At 61.5% G+C, this 18,385-nt stretch carries 19 protein-coding genes, 1 tRNA gene and 1 pseudogene; 7 read left to right on the plus strand and 14 right to left on the minus strand.

Annotated features, from left to right (window positions below; genetic code table 11):
- Positions 1–8: 8 nt before the first annotated feature.
- Together BMY91_RS20405 and BMY91_RS20410 are read right to left on the minus strand one after the other, a co-directional pair.
- Positions 9–746: a zinc ribbon domain-containing protein gene (locus BMY91_RS20405; protein WP_090825259.1), complete on the minus strand. Its 738-nt coding sequence runs from the start codon at positions 744–746 to the stop codon at positions 9–11.
- 89 nt (positions 747–835) lie between these two features.
- On the minus strand, positions 836–1,762 hold the full coding sequence (locus tag BMY91_RS20410; protein ID WP_090825261.1) for a Nif3-like dinuclear metal center hexameric protein: 927 nt from the start codon (positions 1,760–1,762) through the stop codon (positions 836–838).
- Between the two features lie 124 nt (positions 1,763–1,886).
- Between BMY91_RS20410 and msrA the strand changes: the two genes are divergently transcribed.
- The 3 genes from msrA (at position 1,887) to epsC (ending at position 4,039) form a co-directional block, all read left to right on the plus strand.
- Complete coding sequence (msrA, locus tag BMY91_RS20415; RefSeq protein ID WP_090825263.1) at positions 1,887–2,411, plus strand: peptide-methionine (S)-S-oxide reductase MsrA; 525 nt, start codon at positions 1,887–1,889, stop codon at positions 2,409–2,411.
- A 66-nt stretch (positions 2,412–2,477) separates the two neighbouring features.
- Positions 2,478–3,413: a cysteine synthase A gene (gene cysK, locus BMY91_RS20420; protein WP_062069167.1), complete on the plus strand. Its 936-nt coding sequence runs from the start codon at positions 2,478–2,480 to the stop codon at positions 3,411–3,413.
- Between the two features lie 41 nt (positions 3,414–3,454).
- Positions 3,455–4,039 (plus strand): serine O-acetyltransferase EpsC, encoded by a 585-nt coding sequence (gene epsC / locus BMY91_RS20425; RefSeq protein WP_090825265.1) that lies wholly within the window; start codon positions 3,455–3,457, stop codon positions 4,037–4,039.
- Here the strand turns inward: epsC and BMY91_RS20430 are convergent.
- Together BMY91_RS20430 and gndA are read right to left on the minus strand one after the other, a co-directional pair.
- The gene (locus BMY91_RS20430) at positions 4,036–4,869 is read right to left on the minus strand and encodes an oxidoreductase (protein ID WP_090825266.1); all 834 of its coding nucleotides are present in this window, start codon (positions 4,867–4,869) and stop codon (positions 4,036–4,038) included. The two genes, epsC and BMY91_RS20430, sit on opposite strands and share 4 nt — an antisense overlap.
- A gap of 102 nt (positions 4,870–4,971) precedes the next feature.
- A complete protein-coding gene (gene gndA, locus BMY91_RS20435; RefSeq protein WP_090825269.1) occupies positions 4,972–6,408 on the minus strand; it encodes an NADP-dependent phosphogluconate dehydrogenase in 1,437 nt (478 codons plus the stop codon).
- Between the two features lie 251 nt (positions 6,409–6,659).
- On the opposite strand from gndA, the gene BMY91_RS20440 reads away from it, so the two are divergent.
- On the plus strand, positions 6,660–7,388 hold the full coding sequence (locus BMY91_RS20440; RefSeq protein WP_090825271.1) for a FadR/GntR family transcriptional regulator: 729 nt from the start codon (positions 6,660–6,662) through the stop codon (positions 7,386–7,388).
- 9 nt (positions 7,389–7,397) lie between these two features.
- On the opposite strand, the gene BMY91_RS20445 is transcribed toward BMY91_RS20440, so the two are convergent.
- Genes BMY91_RS20445 through BMY91_RS20455 form a run of 3 tightly spaced genes read right to left on the minus strand, consistent with a single transcriptional unit; the run spans position 7,398 to position 10,164 of the window.
- Positions 7,398–8,447 carry an L-idonate 5-dehydrogenase gene (locus tag BMY91_RS20445; protein ID WP_090825273.1) on the minus strand — a complete coding sequence of 350 codons (1,050 nt, stop codon included), beginning with the start codon at positions 8,445–8,447 and terminating at the stop codon, positions 7,398–7,400.
- On the minus strand, positions 8,447–9,217 hold the full coding sequence (locus tag BMY91_RS20450) for an SDR family oxidoreductase (RefSeq protein ID WP_090825275.1): 771 nt from the start codon (positions 9,215–9,217) through the stop codon (positions 8,447–8,449). The genes BMY91_RS20445 and BMY91_RS20450 overlap by 1 nt, the downstream gene beginning before the upstream one ends.
- Before the next feature lie 35 nt (positions 9,218–9,252).
- Complete coding sequence (locus tag BMY91_RS20455) at positions 9,253–10,164, minus strand: NAD(P)-dependent oxidoreductase (RefSeq protein ID WP_090825277.1); 912 nt, start codon at positions 10,162–10,164, stop codon at positions 9,253–9,255.
- A 70-nt stretch (positions 10,165–10,234) separates the two neighbouring features.
- Here BMY91_RS20455 and BMY91_RS20460 point away from each other — a divergent pair, with 70 nt between their 5' ends.
- Both BMY91_RS20460 and BMY91_RS20465 read left to right on the plus strand, forming a co-directional pair.
- Positions 10,235–11,302 carry a D-2-hydroxyacid dehydrogenase gene (locus tag BMY91_RS20460; protein ID WP_090825279.1) on the plus strand — a complete coding sequence of 356 codons (1,068 nt, stop codon included), beginning with the start codon at positions 10,235–10,237 and terminating at the stop codon, positions 11,300–11,302.
- A gap of 105 nt (positions 11,303–11,407) precedes the next feature.
- Positions 11,408–11,911: a hypothetical protein gene (locus tag BMY91_RS20465; RefSeq protein ID WP_143054089.1), complete on the plus strand. Its 504-nt coding sequence runs from the start codon at positions 11,408–11,410 to the stop codon at positions 11,909–11,911.
- 107 nt (positions 11,912–12,018) lie between these two features.
- Here BMY91_RS20465 and BMY91_RS20470 read toward each other — a convergent pair whose 3' ends face one another.
- From BMY91_RS20470 to BMY91_RS20500, 7 genes are all read right to left on the minus strand, one after another.
- The gene (locus BMY91_RS20470; RefSeq protein WP_090825284.1) at positions 12,019–13,377 is read right to left on the minus strand and encodes an MFS transporter; all 1,359 of its coding nucleotides are present in this window, start codon (positions 13,375–13,377) and stop codon (positions 12,019–12,021) included.
- A 129-nt stretch (positions 13,378–13,506) separates the two neighbouring features.
- The gene (locus BMY91_RS20475; RefSeq protein WP_090825286.1) at positions 13,507–14,301 is read right to left on the minus strand and encodes an IclR family transcriptional regulator; all 795 of its coding nucleotides are present in this window, start codon (positions 14,299–14,301) and stop codon (positions 13,507–13,509) included.
- A gap of 233 nt (positions 14,302–14,534) precedes the next feature.
- Entirely contained in the window at positions 14,535–14,825 is a 291-nt protein-coding gene (locus tag BMY91_RS20480) for a hypothetical protein (protein ID WP_090825288.1), read from the minus strand.
- Between the two features lie 165 nt (positions 14,826–14,990).
- Positions 14,991–15,063 (minus strand) — tRNA-Val (locus tag BMY91_RS20485).
- A 55-nt stretch (positions 15,064–15,118) separates the two neighbouring features.
- Positions 15,119–16,075, minus strand: a complete 957-nt coding sequence (locus BMY91_RS20490) for an NAD-dependent protein deacetylase (protein WP_090825289.1) — start codon at positions 16,073–16,075, stop codon at positions 15,119–15,121.
- An 8-nt stretch (positions 16,076–16,083) separates the two neighbouring features.
- Positions 16,084–16,575, minus strand: a complete 492-nt coding sequence (locus BMY91_RS20495; protein WP_090825291.1) for a peroxiredoxin — start codon at positions 16,573–16,575, stop codon at positions 16,084–16,086.
- Positions 16,572–16,991, minus strand: a complete 420-nt coding sequence (locus tag BMY91_RS20500) for a DUF3052 domain-containing protein (RefSeq protein WP_026542347.1) — start codon at positions 16,989–16,991, stop codon at positions 16,572–16,574. The genes BMY91_RS20495 and BMY91_RS20500 overlap by 4 nt, the downstream gene beginning before the upstream one ends.
- Before the next feature lie 381 nt (positions 16,992–17,372).
- Here BMY91_RS20500 and BMY91_RS20505 point away from each other — a divergent pair.
- Positions 17,373–18,385 (plus strand): annotated as a pseudogene (locus tag BMY91_RS20505) (pyruvate dehydrogenase (acetyl-transferring), homodimeric type); the annotation flags it as partial.

Consider the following 18,385-nt stretch of genomic DNA (forward strand, 5'->3'; position numbering starts at 1 on the left):
GGCCTGGCTCAGTTCCACTCTGCCGAACGGACCAGGATCACGCCTGAATCCGGGCAAAAGACAATGTCGTCGTCGGCAGCAGCCTTGACCTCCGCAAGGTCACCGGGGCTGAGCATCATGCCCGAGCCTTCGGACTTGCCATGGAACAGCCTGGCAGCACCGACTCCGCGCTTGGCGATCGTCTTTTCGTAGACGGCCAGCACTGCAGCCTCGAGCGTCTCGGCAAACGACGCCCGCTGGCCCCGAACCACCGTTTCTTCGGCCGCAATTTCCGCAATGGCTTCATCGAGTTCAGCTCGGATACTGCCGAAGGAACCCTGGATGTCGTCCACGATCGCCTGCTGGGCGGCCTGCCGCTCGCGGAGCGTATCCAGACGCTCCAGAATCTCCAGCTCGACGTCCTCGAGGTCGGAGCGGCGCTTGTTGAGCGAGGCGATGTCGTTCTGCAGCGCAACCAGGTCCTTGGACAGGCCGGTGCCGCTGTTGAGCCTGGTCTCGTCGCGTTCGATGCGGGTAGCCACCTGCTCGACGTCGGCCTCTGCGCGGCGCAATTCAGCCTCTGCGTCGTGTACCGCGACTTTCGCCGCACCCAGTTCGCCGTTCGCCACGCTCAGGGCGTCAGTCAGGTCAGTGATGCGGGGATCTGTTTCCAGGACCCGCCGGCGGCCGGCCAGCGACTTCAGCTTGGCATCCAGTCCCTGCAGTTCAAGCAATTTCAATTGTTCTGCCGGTGCTGCTTTCGCCACGCTTACCTCCGCTTGTCGCTGCCGGAACCGGGTATCAGTCACGGCCGGACCGCCTCTATGTGTCGAGGCGGTCCATGTCCTTCTAGACTCTAGTCCCCGCCGGGAGTGAGTATGAAGTCCCAGGGATCGCTGTTGGTGCTGCTGACGCGGATCTCGACGTCGTAGCCCTGGTCAGCAAGGACGTTGCCCAGCGCTTCAGCGGCTGCGGGCAACCACAGCCACTCACTCGCGAAGTGGGAAACGTCGATGAGATACGGGCGCCCGTTGATGGCACTTTCCCGCGCTTCCGAGGCCGGGTGGTGGCGCATGTCCGCAGTAACGTAGACGTCTGCGTGGCTGGCTCGAACAGCGTCAAAAAGGCTGTCGCCTGCCCCGCCGCAGACGGCAATTCGCCGCACCAGCCCGTCCTTGTCGCCGGCCACCCGGACGCCACCGGCAACTGCAGGCAGCATTTCGAAGACGCGGGCAGCGAAATCTCCCAGGGTGATGAGCTCCGGAAGGTCGCCAACCCTGCCAATACCTTCTTCCGGCAAGCCGTTGGCAGCAGTTGTCAATGGAGCCACATTTTCCAATCCGAAGGCATCGGCCAGCACGTCCGAGACCCCACCAACGGCTGAGTCCCCGTTGGTGTGGACGGTCAACAGCCCGGTACCGGACTCGATCAACCGGTGGACGGCCAGGCCCTTCGCTGATGTGGCGGCCACTGAATTCACACTTTTAAGAAGCAAGGGGTGGTGTGTAATCAGCAGATCCGCTCCCCATTCAACGGCCTCGTCAATGACGGCCAAGGTGGGATCTACAGCAAAAAGGACTTTGGTGACGGGGACATTGGGGCGACCGACCACCAGGCCTACTTCGTCCCAGTCTTCAGCCAAGGACTCCGGCCAGAGCTCTTCCACAGCCAGCAACACCTGACCGAGCGTGGGATCCCCACTGGCTTCAACTGTTTCGTCGTTTTCTGTTTCGTCATCTTCGACGGAATCCGCATCAGAAATGTCAGTGTTTACTGCTTCCATACTCTTATTCTTCCCTACTGGGCTGGATCGGGCGGTTTCGGCGCCTGCCATACCTGCCGGGTGCCGTAATTCTCCCGTAAGGTGAAGCGGGAATCATCAAGCCCTGCGATCCATTGAAGAGAACATGAAAACATTCGTACTTGGCGGTGGCTGCTTCTGGTGCCTGGACGCCGTTTACCAAAAGACCCGCGGTGTCAGCTCGGTGGTCTCCGGCTACACCGGCGGCCACGTCCGCAATCCCGACTACTACGAGGTCTGCTCAGGAACCACCGGCCATGCGGAAGTCGTGGCAGTGACCTTCGACGAATCCATGGTCCCGGAGGAAGTCATTCTTGACATGTTCTTCGCCCTTCACGATCCCACCACGTTGAACCGCCAGGGCTACGACGTCGGAACCCAATACCGGTCGTCCATGTTCTACACCACCACCGAGGAAAAGGTGCTGTTTGAGGAAGCCATCGAGCGCGCCCAAGCACTCTGGTCCGACCCCATTGTGACCGAGGTCAGCCGCCTTCCGGAGTTCCATGAGGCTGAGGAAGTCCACCAGAATTACTACGCCAAATTCCCGTACCAGGGGTATTGCCAAGTGATCATTAACCCCAAGCTGGCCAAGGCCAGGAAATATTACTCTGCATGGCTTACTGCTTAGCGGTGTTTCGTCCCGGCTGGCTAGGCTGACCTCAGCATTCCCTCTTCAGAGATAGGCGTAACTTTCATGGCAAGGATCTACGACGACGTCACGCAGCTGGTCGGTCGCACTCCGCTGGTCCGTTTGAACCGGCTTACCGAAGGCCTCGACGCGACCGTTGCGGTAAAGCTCGAGTTCTACAACCCGGCCAACAGCGTCAAGGACCGCATCGGGGTGGCCATTATTGATGCTGCCGAGAAGTCCGGCGCCTTGAAGCCCGGTGGAACGATCGTTGAAGGCACCTCCGGCAACACTGGAATCGCCTTGGCACTGGTCGGTGCAGCACGCGGTTATAAGGTCATCCTGACCATGCCTGAGACAATGTCCACCGAGCGCCGCGTCATGCTGCGGGCCTACGGGGCGGAGATTGTCCTGACCCCCGGTTCCGAGGGCATGCGCGGAGCAGTGGAGAAGGCACAGGAAATCGTTGCCAACACCGAGAACTCCATCTGGGCCCAGCAGTTCGCCAATGAGGCCAACCCTGCCATTCACCGCGCCACCACGGCCGAGGAAGTCTGGGAAGACACCGACGGCGAAGTGGACATCTTTGTTGCCGGCGTAGGCACCGGCGGCACCATCACCGGTGTTGGCCAGGTACTTAAGGAACGCAAGCCTGGCGTCCAGATTGTGGCCATCGAGCCCAAGGACTCCGCGATCCTCAACGGTGGAGCTCCCGGCCCCCACAAGATCCAGGGAATCGGTGCCAACTTTGTCCCCGAAATCCTGGACACCAACGTCTACGACGAAGTCCTGGACGCCACGCTGGAAGATTCAGTTCGCGTTGCCCGTGATCTCGGTGCCCGCGAAGGCATCCTCGGCGGCATCTCCTCCGGCGCAATCGTCTGGGGTGCCCTTGAGCTGGCCAAGCGTCCTGAGAACGCAGGCAAGCTGATCGTTGCAGTCGTCTGCGACTTTGGAGAGCGCTACATCTCCACTGTGTTGTTCGACGACATCCGCGGCTAGCACTTGGTCCGCACGCCTTCATTTCCTGTAGAAAGGTCTTTGTGAGCTTCTTCGCAAGGCTTAAGGAAGACCTCGATGCCGCCCGGTCACACGACCCGGCGGCTCGAGGCTCTTTTGAGAACTTTTTCGCCTACTCCGGACTGCACGCCATTTGGGCTCATCGGCTGACGCATCGGTTGTGGCAGAATCCGGCACTCCGTTTTCCTGCGCGCCTGATCTCCCAACTGGCCAGGTTCCTGACCGGCATTGAAATCCATCCAGGCGCTACCATTGGCCGACGGTTCTTCATCGACCACGGCATGGGCGTCGTGATCGGCGAGACATCCGAGATCGGCGAGGACGTGATGATCTATCACGGCGTGACACTCGGTGGACGTTCTCTGGCCAAGGTCAAGCGGCACCCCACCATTGGCGACCGCGTCACCATCGGCGCCGGCGCCAAGGTCCTGGGTCCCATCACCATCGGTGCGGATAGTGCCGTTGGCGCCAATGCCGTGGTGGTAAAGGATGCGCCACCGGAGTCGATCATCACGGGAATTCCCGCAACGTGGCGCCACCGCGACGCGAAGTCGGAGAGAAAGCCCGCCGTAGATCCGGCCGAGTATTACATCGAGTACCGGATCTAACCCGTAAACCGCTGATAGGCGCTCCAGAGCACCGCGTCAAACAGCCGGTCCGGGAGCACCCTGCGAAGCGCCAGGACGCTCCAGGCTCCCCTGCCCACCGGGTAGCGGGTCCTGGGGCGTTTGGCCGTTGCTGCACGGACAATTGTTGCTGCCACCACTCGCGCCGGTGTGGAAAGTATTTGACCCGACGTCGATGCCAGGGCGGCTGCCATCACGTGTGCCTGCTCCCTGTAGGGCCCTTCCGCGGATGCCTCCAGTAATCCTTGGCCTGCGACTGTCCCCCATTCGGTATCCGTCCCTGCAGGTTCGACAATCACGACGTCCACCCCGTGTGGTTTCAGTTCGAGCCGCAGCGAATCGCTCATGCCCTCCACGGCAAACTTGGTTCCGTGATACCAAGCCCCCAGGGGCTCGTACATTTTGCCGCCGATGGACGAGATATTGATGATGCGGCCCGCACCCGCCTGACGCATGGCGGGGATGACCAGTTGGGTCATCCGGGCCATGCCGATCACATTGACCTCGAACTGGCGCCTGCCTTCCGCGATGGGCACCTCTTCCAGGGAACCATAGGAGCCGTAACCGGCGTTGTTCACCAGGACGTCAATGCGGCCATGGGCTGCCTCGATGAAGGCGACGGCGGATGCCATGGACTCTTCCACAGTGACGTCCAGGGACAGCACTGTGATGCCATGGGATTTCAGGGGTTCCATCTTCTGAACCCGTCGTGCGCCGGCGTACACGGTGAAACCCGCGGCACTGAGGGCGATGGCAGTTTCGAAACCGATTCCCGTGGACGCCCCCGTCACAAGGGCAATGCGTGACGTCATGGCAGTTGTTCCTTACTGGAGCGGGAGCACCGTCACCTGTATACGGCAAAGGCCGGTTCTTCCCAGAGTAACTGGGAAGCACCGGCCTTGAGCGTAATGCTGCTAGTGGGTGTCGACGGCCGAGATCTCGGACTTGTCTTCGCCCCACAGGGTGTGGAATGTGCCTTCAGTGTCTACGCGACCGTAGGTGTGTGCGCCGAAGAGGTCGCGCTGGCCCTGGATGAGGGCAGCGGCAACACGCTTGCGGCGGAGGCCGTCGTAGTACGCCAGGGAGGACGAGAACACCGGTACCGGGATACCCAGCTGAACAGCCGTAGCCACAACGCGGCGCCATGCCGGAAGGGCCTCGGCGATCGCCTTGGTGAAGGCCGGAGCGAACAGCAGGTTGGCGGGCTTCTCTTCGGCAGCGTAGGCCTTGGTGATGTCCTTGAGCAGCTCCGCACGGATGATGCAGCCTGCGCGCCACAGGGAAGCGATCTCGTCCAGCTTCAGGTCCCAGCCGTATTCCTTGGCAGCGGAGGTCAGCATATCCAGGCCCTGGGCGTAGGAGACCAGCTTGGAGGCGTACAGTGCCTGGCGGACGTCCTCGACGAAGGTCTCGGGGATTTCCACGGACGCTTCTTCACCGGCCAACAGTTCCTGGCCAAGCTTGCGCTGCTCGGTCTGGGAGGACAGCGCGCGGGCAAAAACGGACTCGGCGATGCCGGAGACCGGCGAACCGAGCTCCAGTGCGGAGATGACCGTCCAACGGCCCGTGCCCTTCTGGCCAGCAGCGTCCACCACGACGTCCACGAACGGCTTGCCCGTCTTGGCGTCAACGTGACCCAGGACCTCAGCGGAGATTTCGATCAGGAAGGAGGACAGATCGCCCTTGTTCCATTCGGCGAAAATCTTGGACTGCTCGGCCGGCTCAATGCCTGCGCCTGAACGGAGGAGGTCGAACGCTTCGCCAATGACCTGCATGTCGGCGTATTCGATGCCGTTGTGGACCATCTTGACGAAGTGGCCTGCGCCGTCGGTACCAACCCAAGCGCAGCACGGTTCGCCGTCAACCTTGGCCGAGATCTTCTCCAGCAGCGGGCCGAGGGCGTCGTAGGACTCCCTGGAACCACCGGGCATGATGGAGGGACCGTTCAGGGCGCCTTCTTCGCCGCCGGAAACACCGACGCCAACAAAGTGGAGGTCCTTCTTGGCCAGCGCAGCTTCGCGACGACGGGTGTCCTCGTAGTGCGAGTTGCCGGCATCGATAATGATGTCGCCGGCCTCGAGCAGCGGCTCGAGCTGCTCGATGACGTTGTCAACGGGAGCTCCGGCCTTGACCATGATGAGGACGCGGCGGGGCTTCTCAAGGGAGTCGACGAGTTCCTGCAGCGTTTCGGTGCGGATGAAATCGCCGTCCGTGCCGTGCTTTTCCAGCAGGGCGTCAGTCTTTTCCACGGAGCGGTTGTGGAGAGCCACGGTGAAGCCGTTGCGGGCAAGGTTGCGGGCCAAGTTGGCGCCCATCACCGCAAGGCCGGTGACACCGATGTGTGCTGACATCAAAACTCCAATTCGTTCGTGTACAAACAGTCCCCGTTCCCCTATGGGGGCACGCAGGAAGCGATTTCATAACCAGGGGCTGTAATAAACCATACGTATTTAAACCTTGGGCGGGAAAGCGGCGCCCACGTTGTGGAACAGCGCCGCGTCATAAACAGTCTATGATGACCGGCCGACGCAACCGACTCGCGGGTGGCGCCCTGACACGTGGTCCCACGCGCCGCACTCCCCGCCCCATTATGCTTACCTCTATGTCAACCAGCCTCCACCACCGCGCCGTTGAGCATTTGGGAACCCGGATTGTCGGTGGTGCTCTTCCTACCGGCCACGTCATGTTGGCGGAGCACCTGGAAGACGAACTTAACGTGTCCCGTTCCGTGGTCCGCGAAGCCGTCCGGGTACTGCAATCACTAGGGCTTGTGGAAACCATCAAACGGGTGGGTATCCGTGTCCTCCCCGCCCACCGATGGAATCCGTTCGACCCCTTGGTGATTCGTTGGCGACTGGCCGGTGAGGGCCGTGGCGCCCAGTTGCGATCGCTCGCGGAGCTGCGTTCCGCCGTCGAGCCTGTTGCCGCAGAACTTGCTGCCGGAAACGCTCCGGAAAGCCTCCGGCAGGAGTTGGTGGGCATTTCGCTGGCCATGAAGGAGTCCGGCGATGCCGGCGATATGGCCAGGTTCCTTGAATTGGATATCCGGTTCCATGCGTTGGTGTTGTCCGGCTCGGGTAACGAGATGTTCGCCAACCTGATTGGCCAGGTCACCGAGACCCTCACCGGGCGTACTGTGCATGGCCTCATGCCCGAACACCCCCAACAGCAGGCGCTTCAATGGCACATGGACGTGGCCCATGCGATCGACGCCGGCGATGGTCCCCTCGCCCGCGAATCCGCTGCCAAGATCATGCGGCAGACCATCGCGGAGCTGGCACCCAGCTGGGATGACCAGCCCCGCGTCTTTGTCCCCGTTTCCAGGAACTAGCCAGCCGGATTAGTCCTGGAAGTTCAGCAGAACCTTTCCGGACTCAGCCGAGTTCTTCGCCACGTCAAAGGCCTCAAGGCCGTGTGCGAGGTCGAATTCGTGCGTCACCACGGGATCCACAAACAATGAACCGTCGGCCAAAGCCTCGATGACCTGGTCGATTTCGTCGTTAAACCGGAAAGATCCCAGCAGTTCGAGCTCGCGCGTGATGGCGAGGGAGATGAACACGGGCTGGGGGCCGGACGGCAGCAGTCCCACCATCACCACTTTGCCCCCGCGGGCAGCACCCTTGATGGCCGAGGCAAGGCCGTAATGGCTGCCCGATGATTCAATGACGACGTCGGCCTCCACGGCTGCAATGGCGTCCGCTGCATCGCCCTTCAGGACGGCATCCGCACCGACGGCACGTGCGATCTCCAGCGGCTTGTCATGCATGTCCACGGCGACTATGCGGGCTGCTCCGGCGCGCTTCAGCACGGCAACCGCCAGCGCCCCAATGGGTCCGCTGCCGATCACGAGGGCCGTCTTTCCCTTGACGTCGCCCGCGCGCGCGACGGCATGCCAAGCAACGCTGGCCGGTTCAACCAGCGCGGCCGTACGCAGAGCCAGGCCTTCCGGCAGCGTCCGGAGCATGCGGGAGGGCAGGTTGGCGTAGCGACTGAACGCACCATCCGTATGCGGATACCGCGCGGCGCTTCCCAAGTACGTGCAACCCGGGGATAGGTTGGGCCGGTCCTCGGGGTATCTGGCGTCGCCGGGGGCGGGCGTGGCGGGGTGAACGGCCACGGGCGTTCCTGCGGCCGGGCCGGAACCGTCGGCCGCTTGCTGGAGAACCACACCGACGATTTCGTGGCCCAGGACCATGGGCTCCTTGAGGATGGACTCCCCTGCTGCGCCATGCAACCAGTAGTGGAGGTCCGATCCGCAGATGCCGCCATAGGCAATCTCCACGATGGATTCGTTGGAGGCGGGCTCCGTCAGCGGGATGTCCTCAATGCGCAGGTCACCCTTGCCGTGGGCCACCACAGCAGGACCTGAGGAAGGAAGTGTGATGCTCATCAGACCACCACCGTCATTCCGCCGTCGACGAAGATCGTCTGGCCGTTGACGAAGTTGGACGCCTGGGACGCGAGCCACACCGTAGGTCCGGCAAGGTCGGCGACAGTGCCCCAACGGTTGGCCGGGGTGCGGCCAAGGATCCATGAATTGAAGTCGGCGTCGTCCACCAGGTTCTGGGTCATTTCCGTGTGGATGTATCCCGGCGCGATCCCGTTGATCTGCAAGCCCGACGCAGCCCACTCGGCCGTCATGGCGCGGGTCAGGTTACGGAGTCCGCCCTTGGCCGCCACGTAAGGGGCGATGGTGGGGCGGGCCAGGTCAGTCTGGACCGAACAGATGTTGATGATCTTGCCTTGCCCTCTGGGAATCATGTGCCTGGCGGCTTCGCGGCCCACCAGGAAGGCACTGGTGAGGTCCGTGTTAATGACGCGGTCCCAGTCCTTGACGTCCAGATCAAGCATGGGCACACGATGTTGGATCCCGGCGTTGTTAACCAGGATGTCCAGCGGTCCCACGTTCTGCTCGATCCATGCCACCCCGTCAGCGGCTGCTGCGGCGTCGGTGACATCGAAAGCACGGCTGCGGACCCGGCCTTCCGGGTAGTCGGCGGCCATGGACTGCTGGGCGGCATCAAGCCGCTCAGCGTTGATGCCGTTGAGCACCACTATTGCTCCGGCGTCGGCTAGGCCCCTGGCCAGGGCGTTGCCGATCCCCCGGCTTGAACCAGTGACCAGGGCAACCCGCCCGGTCAGATCGAAAAGTCCACTCATAGTTTGTTCTTCATTCCTTCAGGGTTGAGGCCGGGTCACTTGCTGACTGACGTCGCGGCTGGTGTCCGGCTCAGGTTGGCGATGGTTTGGCGGACGACTGCGAGGTCTTGATCGCCCAGCCCTTGGCGCTTGAGTTCGGCGTAGAGCCCTATGGCGGCCGTGGCGAGCGGTACGGCCGATCCAACAGCTTCCGCGCTGTCCAGGACAAAGCCAAGATCCTTGTGCATGAACTTGGCCGGCCCCGTGGGTGCATAGTCCTTGGCAGCCAGGCGTGGGCCAACGTTCTCCAGCACCCTGCTTCCGGCCAGGCCGCCTGAAAGGACCTCGAAGAGTGCCCCTACGTCCATACCGGAGCGTTCGGCGAGTTCGGCCGCTTCAGCGAGTGCCGCCGTCGTGGTTCCGACGATGAGTTGGTTGCAGGCCTTGGCGAGCGATCCCGATCCAAGCGGCCCCATGCGCCGCACGGTGGTGCCCATGGTTTCGAAGAGCGGCCTGAGACCATCAAAGTCCGGCTCAGCGGCACCGACCATGATGGCAAGCGTTCCGCTTTTCGCGCCCGCCGTCCCCCCGCTGACCGGTGCGTCCACCACCGCAGCGTTACCGCCGCTGGCCTGACGAACGGTCTCGCCAAAACGCTGGACTGCCGTTGGAGAGACGCTGCTCATCACGACGACGGCGGTACCTGGCTTGGGCGGCTCGCTTCGCCAGGATTCGAGCAGCGCTGCGGACGCTTCTTCAATGAACGGCAGGTCAGGGAGCATGAAGATGATGGCATCTTCATCACGGAGGTCGGCCACCGCAGCTGCGCGACCGACGCCGGCGAGGCCCGCGAAGGCGGTATCCGAGCGGTTCCAAGCGATGACACCCCAGCCAGCCTTGGCGATGTTGGCAGCCATGGGCGCCCCCATGAGTCCAAGGCCCACAAAGCCCACACGTTTGCTGGTCATGTTGGGTAACACCTCACTTCTTCGTGGTCATGTAAGCAAATTCTGTTCAATATCCTAGCCGTCATTCAGTATGATGAACACTATGACGACTGATGAACTTACCATCGCCATCGCTGTACCGCTCGAAGCAGAGCACGTAGAGCTGATCCGCGCTGTAGATCCCTCCGTAACAGTTCTCTACGATCCCGAGCTGCTGCCCCCAGAGCGCTTCCCCGCCGATCACGCCGGCGACCCGGATTTCAAGCGGACACCCGAGCAGGAAGAACGCTACTGGGCCATGCTGAACCGCGCCCGGATCCTGTACGGCTTCCCCAACGAAAGCCCGGCCGGACTCGCGCGCATCGCGGCCAGCAACCCGCACCTGCAATGGATTCACGCCATGGCGGCCGGCGCCGGTGGAGCCGTCAAAGCTTCCGGACTGGACACTGAAACCCTTCGGAAGTTCCGCGTCACCACATCTGCCGGCGTTCACGCACTGCCCCTGGCTGAGTTCTCTGCCTTCGGTATCCTCAACGGCTTCAAGCGCACCGCGGAGATGGCACAGGATCAGGCCGCCAAGTTCTGGCCGGAATTGCGGACGCCCACCAAACTCGCCAACGGCTCCAGAGTTGTCATCGCCGGCCTCGGTGAAATCGGCATGGAAACGGCCAGGATCGCGCGCGCCCTGGGCATGAAGGTCAGTGGCACCAAGCGCAACGTCGAAGAGATCGAAGGCATCGAGCAGGTGACTGGCAACGATGGCCTCCCCGGCCTGCTCGCTGATGCCGACGCCGTCGTCAACACACTGCCCGGCACTCCGTACACGGAAAAGCTGTTCAATAAGGACATTTTCTCCGCGATGAAGCCGGGGACCGTGTTCGTAAACGTGGGTCGCGGAACCGTGGTGGATGAGGAAGCACTCCTCGAAGCCTTGGACAACGGCCAGGTCTCTTACGCCTGCCTTGATGTCTTCGCAGTAGAACCGCTCCCCCAGGACAGCCCCCTCTGGAGCCACCCCAGGGTGTTGGTCTCGCCGCACACCTCTGCCTTGAGTTCAGCGGAGAACCGCCTCATCGCGGAGCGGTTCTGCAGCAACCTGCGGGCGTTCCTGAGCGGCGGCGAATTGCCTCACTTGGTTGATCCTGTCCACTTCTACTAGGCAGCTGCCACCCAGCGGTGGCGTTCATCCGTTCCGCGCAATGGGCACGGCCAAGGGCAACCCTGGCCGTGCCCATTGTCGTAAAGCGTGCAGTAGCATCGCCTCATGAAACCCGTGGAGAACCCACAACCAAGTGTCGTGCGGCTGTTTCCGGACTACGGTGACACGGTGCTCTGGCTCAACCTTCCCATCGACTATGAACTCACAGGCCTCCCGGGAGACCTGGTGGACGAGCTTCGCGCGTGGGAACTGTCTTACTACGCGTCTTTGACTCCGGAAATCAAATGGAAGTCGGCGGCTCTGGCTACGCGGTTCACCGAGGAGGGCAACCGCCTGGCCCAGCGCGTGGCGGACGAACTCGGCCCGGGCTTCGAGATTGAGTTCAGGTCTTACGAAGAAGGCGTACCCACCCGCCGGTTCCGGGGTATTGCAGCCGCCAATGCCACGGCGGTTGCCGCATTCACTGCACTGGTGACGGAATCACGGGACGAACGGTTAAGAATCTCCGACGCCGTTGCGTCTTCCGGACAAGGCGGAATCACGGGGTGGTACGCCTATGCGCCCCGGTCAGGCAGTGTATTCGAGTCACCCCCAGCCGGGCAGGAATAGCCAGCATCCCTCCCGCTCAGGCCCACACAAGAACAGCGCGGCACTCTCCACGTGGAGGGTGCCGCGCTGCGCTGCCGTGAATACTGCTGCCGTGCGTAGTGAGGAAGTTACTTGGCGTCTTCCGTGCTGACGAGGTCGCGTCCCGCCGTCTCCGGGGTGAAGAACGTGGTCACGAAGGAGATCAGGGCCAGCACCAGTGAGTAGATGGCGAGGACCAGCCATGAGTGGTTCGTGGCAGCCAACATGAGGGCACCCAGCAGAGGTGCCAGTCCACCGGCCAGGACCGCTGAGATTTCGCGGCTCATGGCCACTCCCGTGAAACGGTACTGGGATCCGAAAAGCTCCGGCAGCAGCGGGCACTGAGGGCCCAGCATCGACTGAACGCCGATGGCGATGCCAACCGCCATGACAACCCACACCAAGGTGACGTTGCCAAGGGTCACCAGATAAAACGCGGGGACGGCGATGATCGCCTGGAACAGTGCACCGTAGCGGTACACAGGGACACGGCCGTATCGATCCGACAATGCACCGAAGGTCACCACCATGACAGCCGCGAAGCCTGCCGCGATCAGGAGCCCCACCGGACCAATGGAGTTGTTTCCAGCAAAGACGCCGGCGGGCATGCTCATGAAGGACACCAGAAGCGCGGAGTAGATCGACGAGTTGCCGTTCTCGCCCATGCGGAGACCGATACCAATCAGCACATTCTTCTTGGAGTGCTTCCACAGGGCACCGATCGGGTTCTTTACCACGTTCTTGTGCTTCTCCAACTCCTGGAACGCAGGAGTTTCCTTGAGCTTGAGACGAATAAAGATGGCAACGGCAATCAGGATGAAGCTGGCCAGGAACGGCACACGCCATAGCCAACCCTGTAGTACGGACTTGTCTGCCAGCGTAATGAGGGCAAAGGTTCCCGCACCGAGGAGAGTACCCAGCTGGATCCCCACAAACGGCAACGACGCAAAGAAACCACGACGGCGGCGCGGTGCCACTTCAGAGATAAGAGTGGTTGCTCCAGCCTGTTCAGCTCCAGCGCCAAGGCCCTGGATGATCCGCAACGTCACCAACAGCACCGCACCCAGCATTCCCGCTTGCTCGAACGTGGGAAGCAAGCCGATGGCAAAGCTTGCCGTTCCCATCAACGCGATGGTCAGGATCAGGACCATCTTCCGGCCGAAGCGGTCTCCAATGTAACCAAAAATCAGTCCACCGAAAGGTCGAGCCGCGAATCCCACACCGTAGGTGGCGAAAGATGCAATCAGGGCACCGTCAGGGCCCAGGGGCGAAAAGAACAACGGCCCAAAGATCAGGGCGGACGCCAGGCCATAAATGTAGAAGTCGTAGTACTCCAGGGCCGAACCGACGGAACTTGCCAGCGTAGCCCGCCGAAGTTGTTCCGGCTCAACTACAGCGTCGTCAGCCTCGGCTGCGAGCTTTGCATTAGTACGAGTTATCACAAGCACTCCCTCAAAATCACCCCGGGCCCCCGTTGGCCCAGCGAGATAGTGATGGCATCACCGCCAAGATCACTATGATGAACAGCGTACAGCGTGTTGAACGGACTGCCAAGGTTGTAATCAGATTTATTTGAATTACCCCATGGGGTTGCCCAAGGAACGGGCCAACTCCTTGAGCTCCTTGACCATGAGGGCTCCCTGCTCCTCCGAGTACGTAGCCTTGAGAGCTGTCACAGATAGCCCCAGACTGGGTCCATGGGCCCCGTGTGTCGGCACCGGCACTGCCAGGCAAACCACTCCCACTGTCGACTCCTCATCTTCGAAAGCGAATCCCTGTTTGCGAATGGTGGAAATCTGCGCCTTGAGCTCTTCGGCCCTGCGAAGGGAGTTGGCCGTCATGGTGGGCAGCTCCATTCCGTCCGGGAACATCGCATCGATATCGTGATCATGCAATTGGGCCAAAAGGGCCTTACCCACCCCGCATAGCGATACGGGCATTTTGTCGCCGATGTTGGAGGTCAGCCTGACCGCAGGGTGCCCTTCGTACCGGGCCAGGTAGATCACATGGTCGCCGTCCAGCATGGCAATTCGCACGGTCTCGCCGGAAAGTGTGGGAGCTTGCTCGCAATACTTGTAGAACTCCTGGACTTCGTCGAGCCGGCTGAGATAAGCGGCGCCGAGCTCAACCAGCTTTCGCCCCAAAGCGAAGTCTGCACCCTGCCTGGTGATGAGGCGCGCTTCCTCGAGCGCCAGCAACAGATTGGACGTCGAAGACTTGGGAATTCCGAGCTCCCGCGACAAGTCACTCAGGGTCAAACGACCCGACGGCGACTCCGCAAGGGCCTCGAGGACGGCGGCGGCGCGGGTCACTGCGGGTGCCGGCGACGAAGCGCCCAACCCTTCGGAGCGGGTGGTGCGGGAATCGGCCATGATTCTCCTTCGTCAGTACATTCTTTTGTTCATTCTGCTGAACAGTACCCATCATAGTGGCATGGCGTGACCTCTTTGAGGTCAGAGCCGGTCGGATCATCGACATGACATGGCGCCCTGGGGGCCCTGCTTTCCAAAACCCAAGAGTTCGCTGTATATTCATTTTCGAGCTCTCCACCGCGGCATCCCCCAATAGTCGTGGTGGAGAGCTCATCCACTTCCCGGCTCGTAGCCTATGCCGCAGCGACTTCCTCGCCTCGCAGGCACCAGCCCCCACCGGCCCCGTCCCGTACCAGCTCCCACGTAGCGATGCTGGACCGGACATTGCTTCCCAGCCGAACCTGGACTTGCCAGACCTCTACATCCACGCGGCCCTGGCCCCTGGGCATGCGCTGGGACGTCTCCCACCACGGCACACGCTCGAACCACCGGACAGGCTCCACCACCATTTGCCATTCCCGGCTGCCTCTCACGACGGCGGTCGGCGCGCCTTGGGCGGTGGATCGGATATAGACGTGCTCCATGGGCGAAACATTAGGAGTTGCCACTGACATTCTTAGTCTTCCGATGTGTCAGAAGGCACCGCCATGAATGCACTGGCCCGGAAGTGCTGGGAAGGACGCAAAAAACCCCACCTTCCTGGCCATAAGGCTTGGAAGATGGGGTTTTACTTTGTGGGTTTTACTTTGTGGGTCCTACCGGGATCGAACCGATGACATCCACGGTGTAAACGTGGCGCTCTACCAGCTGAGCTAAAGACCCAAGTCGCAGTATCAGTGCCTCAGCGCTTCAACCAACGAACAATGACTCTACATGATCAATCACCGGAAACGCCAATCGGCTCAACAGCCTCTGGAAGATCAGGTAATTCCCGAGCCAAATACTCCAAAGCGCCACTAACTCCTTGCTCGATTTTGAGTTCGGCAAATTGGTCGCCGCGGGTAGCACCCCTGTTGATGATGACCACTGGCTTGCCAGCTTTTGCGGCATGCCGCACAAATCGAAGGCCGCTTTGGACGGTCAAGGACGATCCTGCCACCAGCAGCGCATCAGCTCCGTCCACCATGGCGTAGGCACGAGCCACACGAGCCTTGGGGACGTTCTCGCCGAAATACACAAAATCGGGTTTGAGCGTTCCGCCACATACAGGACAAACTGCCATGACGAAGGACGTGATGAGTTCCGGATCCTCGACCGTCGCGTCGGCGTCCGGTGCGATCTCCACCACCCCGGACTCCAGCACAGCTTCCACAAACCCTGGATTGACTTCCTCCAGGATGGCTGCAATCAGCCGTCTGCTGAAGGTATGCCCGTTTTCCAAGCAGATGACTTGATCAAAGCGGCCGTGGAGATCCACTACATTAACGCTGCCCGCATCCTCGTGGAGCCTGTCCACATTCTGGGTGATGAGGCCGGACAACAGCCCGCGGCGTTCCATCAGTGCCACGGCGGCGTGTCCAGTGTTGGGGTCGGCATGCCGCAGGTGGGACCAGCCCAGATGGTTCCGGGCCCAGTATCGCCGCCGGTTGGCCTCACTGCCGATGAACTCTTGATATGTCATGGGGTTCCGCGGCGCAGATCCCGGCCCCCGGTAATCGGGGATGCCGGAGTCCGTGCTAAGCCCGGCTCCCGTGAGCACCGCCAGACGCTTACCGCTCAGGACGTCGAGGGCCAGTCCAACAGCATGGAGCTCGCTGGGATCGAGCTCTGCTCCAGGAGCGGGCTCCATACTCGCAAATCCAGTCATGCCAACTCCGGGCCGGCCAAGGTTCATGGCTTCTGTTACTCCAAGTCCGCCAAGGCCCGGCGGTATTCAACAAAGTCCCGGGCTTGGCCTCGTGGGTTGACAACGACGTAGCGCACAACGCCGAAGCCATCGATGATGAACGTCCCCCTGAGGGCCATTCCGCTTGAGGCGTCGAAGACTCCATATTCCTTCGCGACTGCACCGTGCGGCCAGAAATCCGCCAAGAGGTCGAACCCCAGCTGTTCTTGCTCTGCATAGGCCCGCTGCGCGAACTTACTGTCCACAGAGATCCCCAGCACAGTGGCGTTTGAATCTGCGAACGTCGATAAATTGTCGCGAATCTCACACAACTCTCCGGTGCAGATGCCGGAGAAGGCAAAGGGGTAAAAAACCACCACAACGTTGCCCCCGCGGTAGTCAGACAACCGGACAGGCTCACCGTATTGGTTCAGCAGCTCAAAGTCCGGCGCCAACTGCCCTACTTCAGGAACCAGCCCTGGAGCGGGCGCGTGCTGGACTTCCGTCACTTGTTCTTCTTGGGCACCAAGCGCGTTGCGCTCCAGTCCTTCGAGACCCCGGCAGAGGTAGTCAGGTGGAGGCCGGACGTCGGTGCGGCGTCCTGGATGTCTGCAGGCGACACATAGTTGTCACGTCCTGACTTGGGCGTGAGAACCCAGACAACGCCGCCTTCCTTCAACGTGGTGAGCGAATCCATGAGGGCATCAACAAGATCACCGTCGCCATCCCGCCACCAAAAAACAACGGCATCCACTACGTCATGGTCGTCTTCATCCAACAGCTCGGAGCCCGTGACATCTTCAATATCGTCACGCAAGTCGAAGTCGACGTCATCGTCGTAGCCGCGCTCCTGAATCAGATCCCCATCTTTGAAACCCATTCGTTCCGCCACATTTACCGATGTGGCGGCGTCGGCCTCGCTCACGTTTCCTCCTTTTGAAGTGACTTCCATTACTAACAGCCAACACCCTTTGGGCGTGTGCTTCAAGCCATTGTCCCTGCCCCGGGCCACATTCCGCACTACCTGGGGTGTTTCGAGGCTGCGACAATGACGTGCTTTCCGTCACGGAGCCCAGCAAGGTGTGACATACAACGCCCTTGAGGGCCTGCGGCTACGCATCGCAGCGCCGTCAAAGCTAGAGTGGCCATGAGCGCTCTGGCTGCAGGGCGATCGCCCCGCAGAATTCTACTGGGCAGCCAAGCGCTCACAAGACCTGCCCGGCGCATCCGACCGGGCTGTTGAAACCGAGATGTCGCACACGACGCGTTCACGACGGGCAGTTACCCTGCCAGACCTGAGGCGCCGATGCATGCGCCTAAAGGAAGGTTGGACGTGGCTGCAGGAGAAGAGACCTCACACATCCTCAGCGGGTTGACTGCCCAGCTGCCTGATCGTGATCCGGAAGAGACCGCGGAGTGGATTGAGTCCCTTGATGCGTTGATCGCGGAGCAGGGTACCGAGCGTGCCCAGTACATTATGCGGTCGTTGTTGCAGCGGGCTGGTGCCCGGTCGGTGGGTGTGCCGATGGTGACGACCACTGATTATGTGAACACGATCCCGGTGGACCAGGAAGCGCCGTTCCCGGGGAACGAGGAGTTCGAGCGCCGGTACCGGGCGTATATGCGGTGGAACGCCGCGGTGATGGTCCACCGGGCGCAGCGCTCCGATATTGGTGTGGGCGGGCATATTTCCACGTATGCCGGTGCCGCGACGTTGTATGAGGTGGGGTTCAACCACTTCTTCCGCGGCAAGGACCACCCCTCGGGCGGGGACCAGGTGTTCTTCCAGGGCCACGCGTCGCCGGGCATGTACGCGAGGGCGTTCATGGAAGGCCGGTTGAGTGAGGAGGATTTGGACGGGTTCCGTCAGGAAAAGTCCAAGGAAGGCCACGCCCTGTCCTCGTACCCGCACCCGCGGCTGATGCCGGACTTCTGGGAATTCCCGACCGTGTCGATGGGTATCGGCCCGATGAACGCGATCTACCAGGCCCAGTCCAACCGGTATCTGCAGAACCGTGGCATCAAGGACACCAGTGACCAGCAGGTCTGGGCGTTCCTCGGCGACGGGGAAATGGACGAGCCCGAGTCCCGTGGCCTGCTCCAGCTCGCCGCGAACGAGAACCTGGACAACCTGAACTTCGTGATCAACTGCAACCTCCAGCGCCTGGACGGGCCGGTGCGCGGTAACGGCAAGATCATGCAGGAACTCGAAGCGTTCTTCCGCGGCGCGGGCTGGAACGTGATCAAGGTCGTCTGGGGCCGGGAATGGGACACCCTGCTGGAGAACGACACCGACGGGGCGTTGGTGAACATCATGAA

Origin of the sequence: Arthrobacter sp. yr096 (assembly GCF_900108925.1) — a bacterium.
Classification (GTDB): Bacteria; Actinomycetota; Actinomycetes; order Actinomycetales; family Micrococcaceae; genus Arthrobacter.

Coding starts and splice junctions, on each gene's coding strand:
- BMY91_RS20410 (WP_090825261.1), bottom strand. CDS start 1,762: ATGGAAGCAGTAAACACTGACATTTCTGATGCGGATTCCGTCGAAGAT.
- msrA (WP_090825263.1), top strand. CDS start 1,887: ATGAAAACATTCGTACTTGGCGGTGGCTGCTTCTGGTGCCTGGACGCC.
- cysK (WP_062069167.1), top strand. CDS start 2,478: ATGGCAAGGATCTACGACGACGTCACGCAGCTGGTCGGTCGCACTCCG.
- BMY91_RS20430 (WP_090825266.1), bottom strand. CDS start 4,869: ATGACGTCACGCATTGCCCTTGTGACGGGGGCGTCCACGGGAATCGGT.
- gndA (WP_090825269.1), bottom strand. CDS start 6,408: ATGTCAGCACACATCGGTGTCACCGGCCTTGCGGTGATGGGCGCCAAC.
- BMY91_RS20440 (WP_090825271.1), top strand. CDS start 6,660: ATGTCAACCAGCCTCCACCACCGCGCCGTTGAGCATTTGGGAACCCGG.
- BMY91_RS20445 (WP_090825273.1), bottom strand. CDS start 8,447: ATGAGCATCACACTTCCTTCCTCAGGTCCTGCTGTGGTGGCCCACGGC.
- BMY91_RS20450 (WP_090825275.1), bottom strand. CDS start 9,217: ATGAGTGGACTTTTCGATCTGACCGGGCGGGTTGCCCTGGTCACTGGT.
- BMY91_RS20455 (WP_090825277.1), bottom strand. CDS start 10,164: ATGACCAGCAAACGTGTGGGCTTTGTGGGCCTTGGACTCATGGGGGCG.
- BMY91_RS20460 (WP_090825279.1), top strand. CDS start 10,235: ATGATGAACACTATGACGACTGATGAACTTACCATCGCCATCGCTGTA.
- BMY91_RS20465 (WP_143054089.1), top strand. CDS start 11,408: ATGAAACCCGTGGAGAACCCACAACCAAGTGTCGTGCGGCTGTTTCCG.
- BMY91_RS20475 (WP_090825286.1), bottom strand. CDS start 14,301: ATGGCCGATTCCCGCACCACCCGCTCCGAAGGGTTGGGCGCTTCGTCG.
- BMY91_RS20480 (WP_090825288.1), bottom strand. CDS start 14,825: ATGGAGCACGTCTATATCCGATCCACCGCCCAAGGCGCGCCGACCGCC.
- BMY91_RS20490 (WP_090825289.1), bottom strand. CDS start 16,075: ATGAACCTTGGCCGGCCCGGAGTTGGCATGACTGGATTTGCGAGTATG.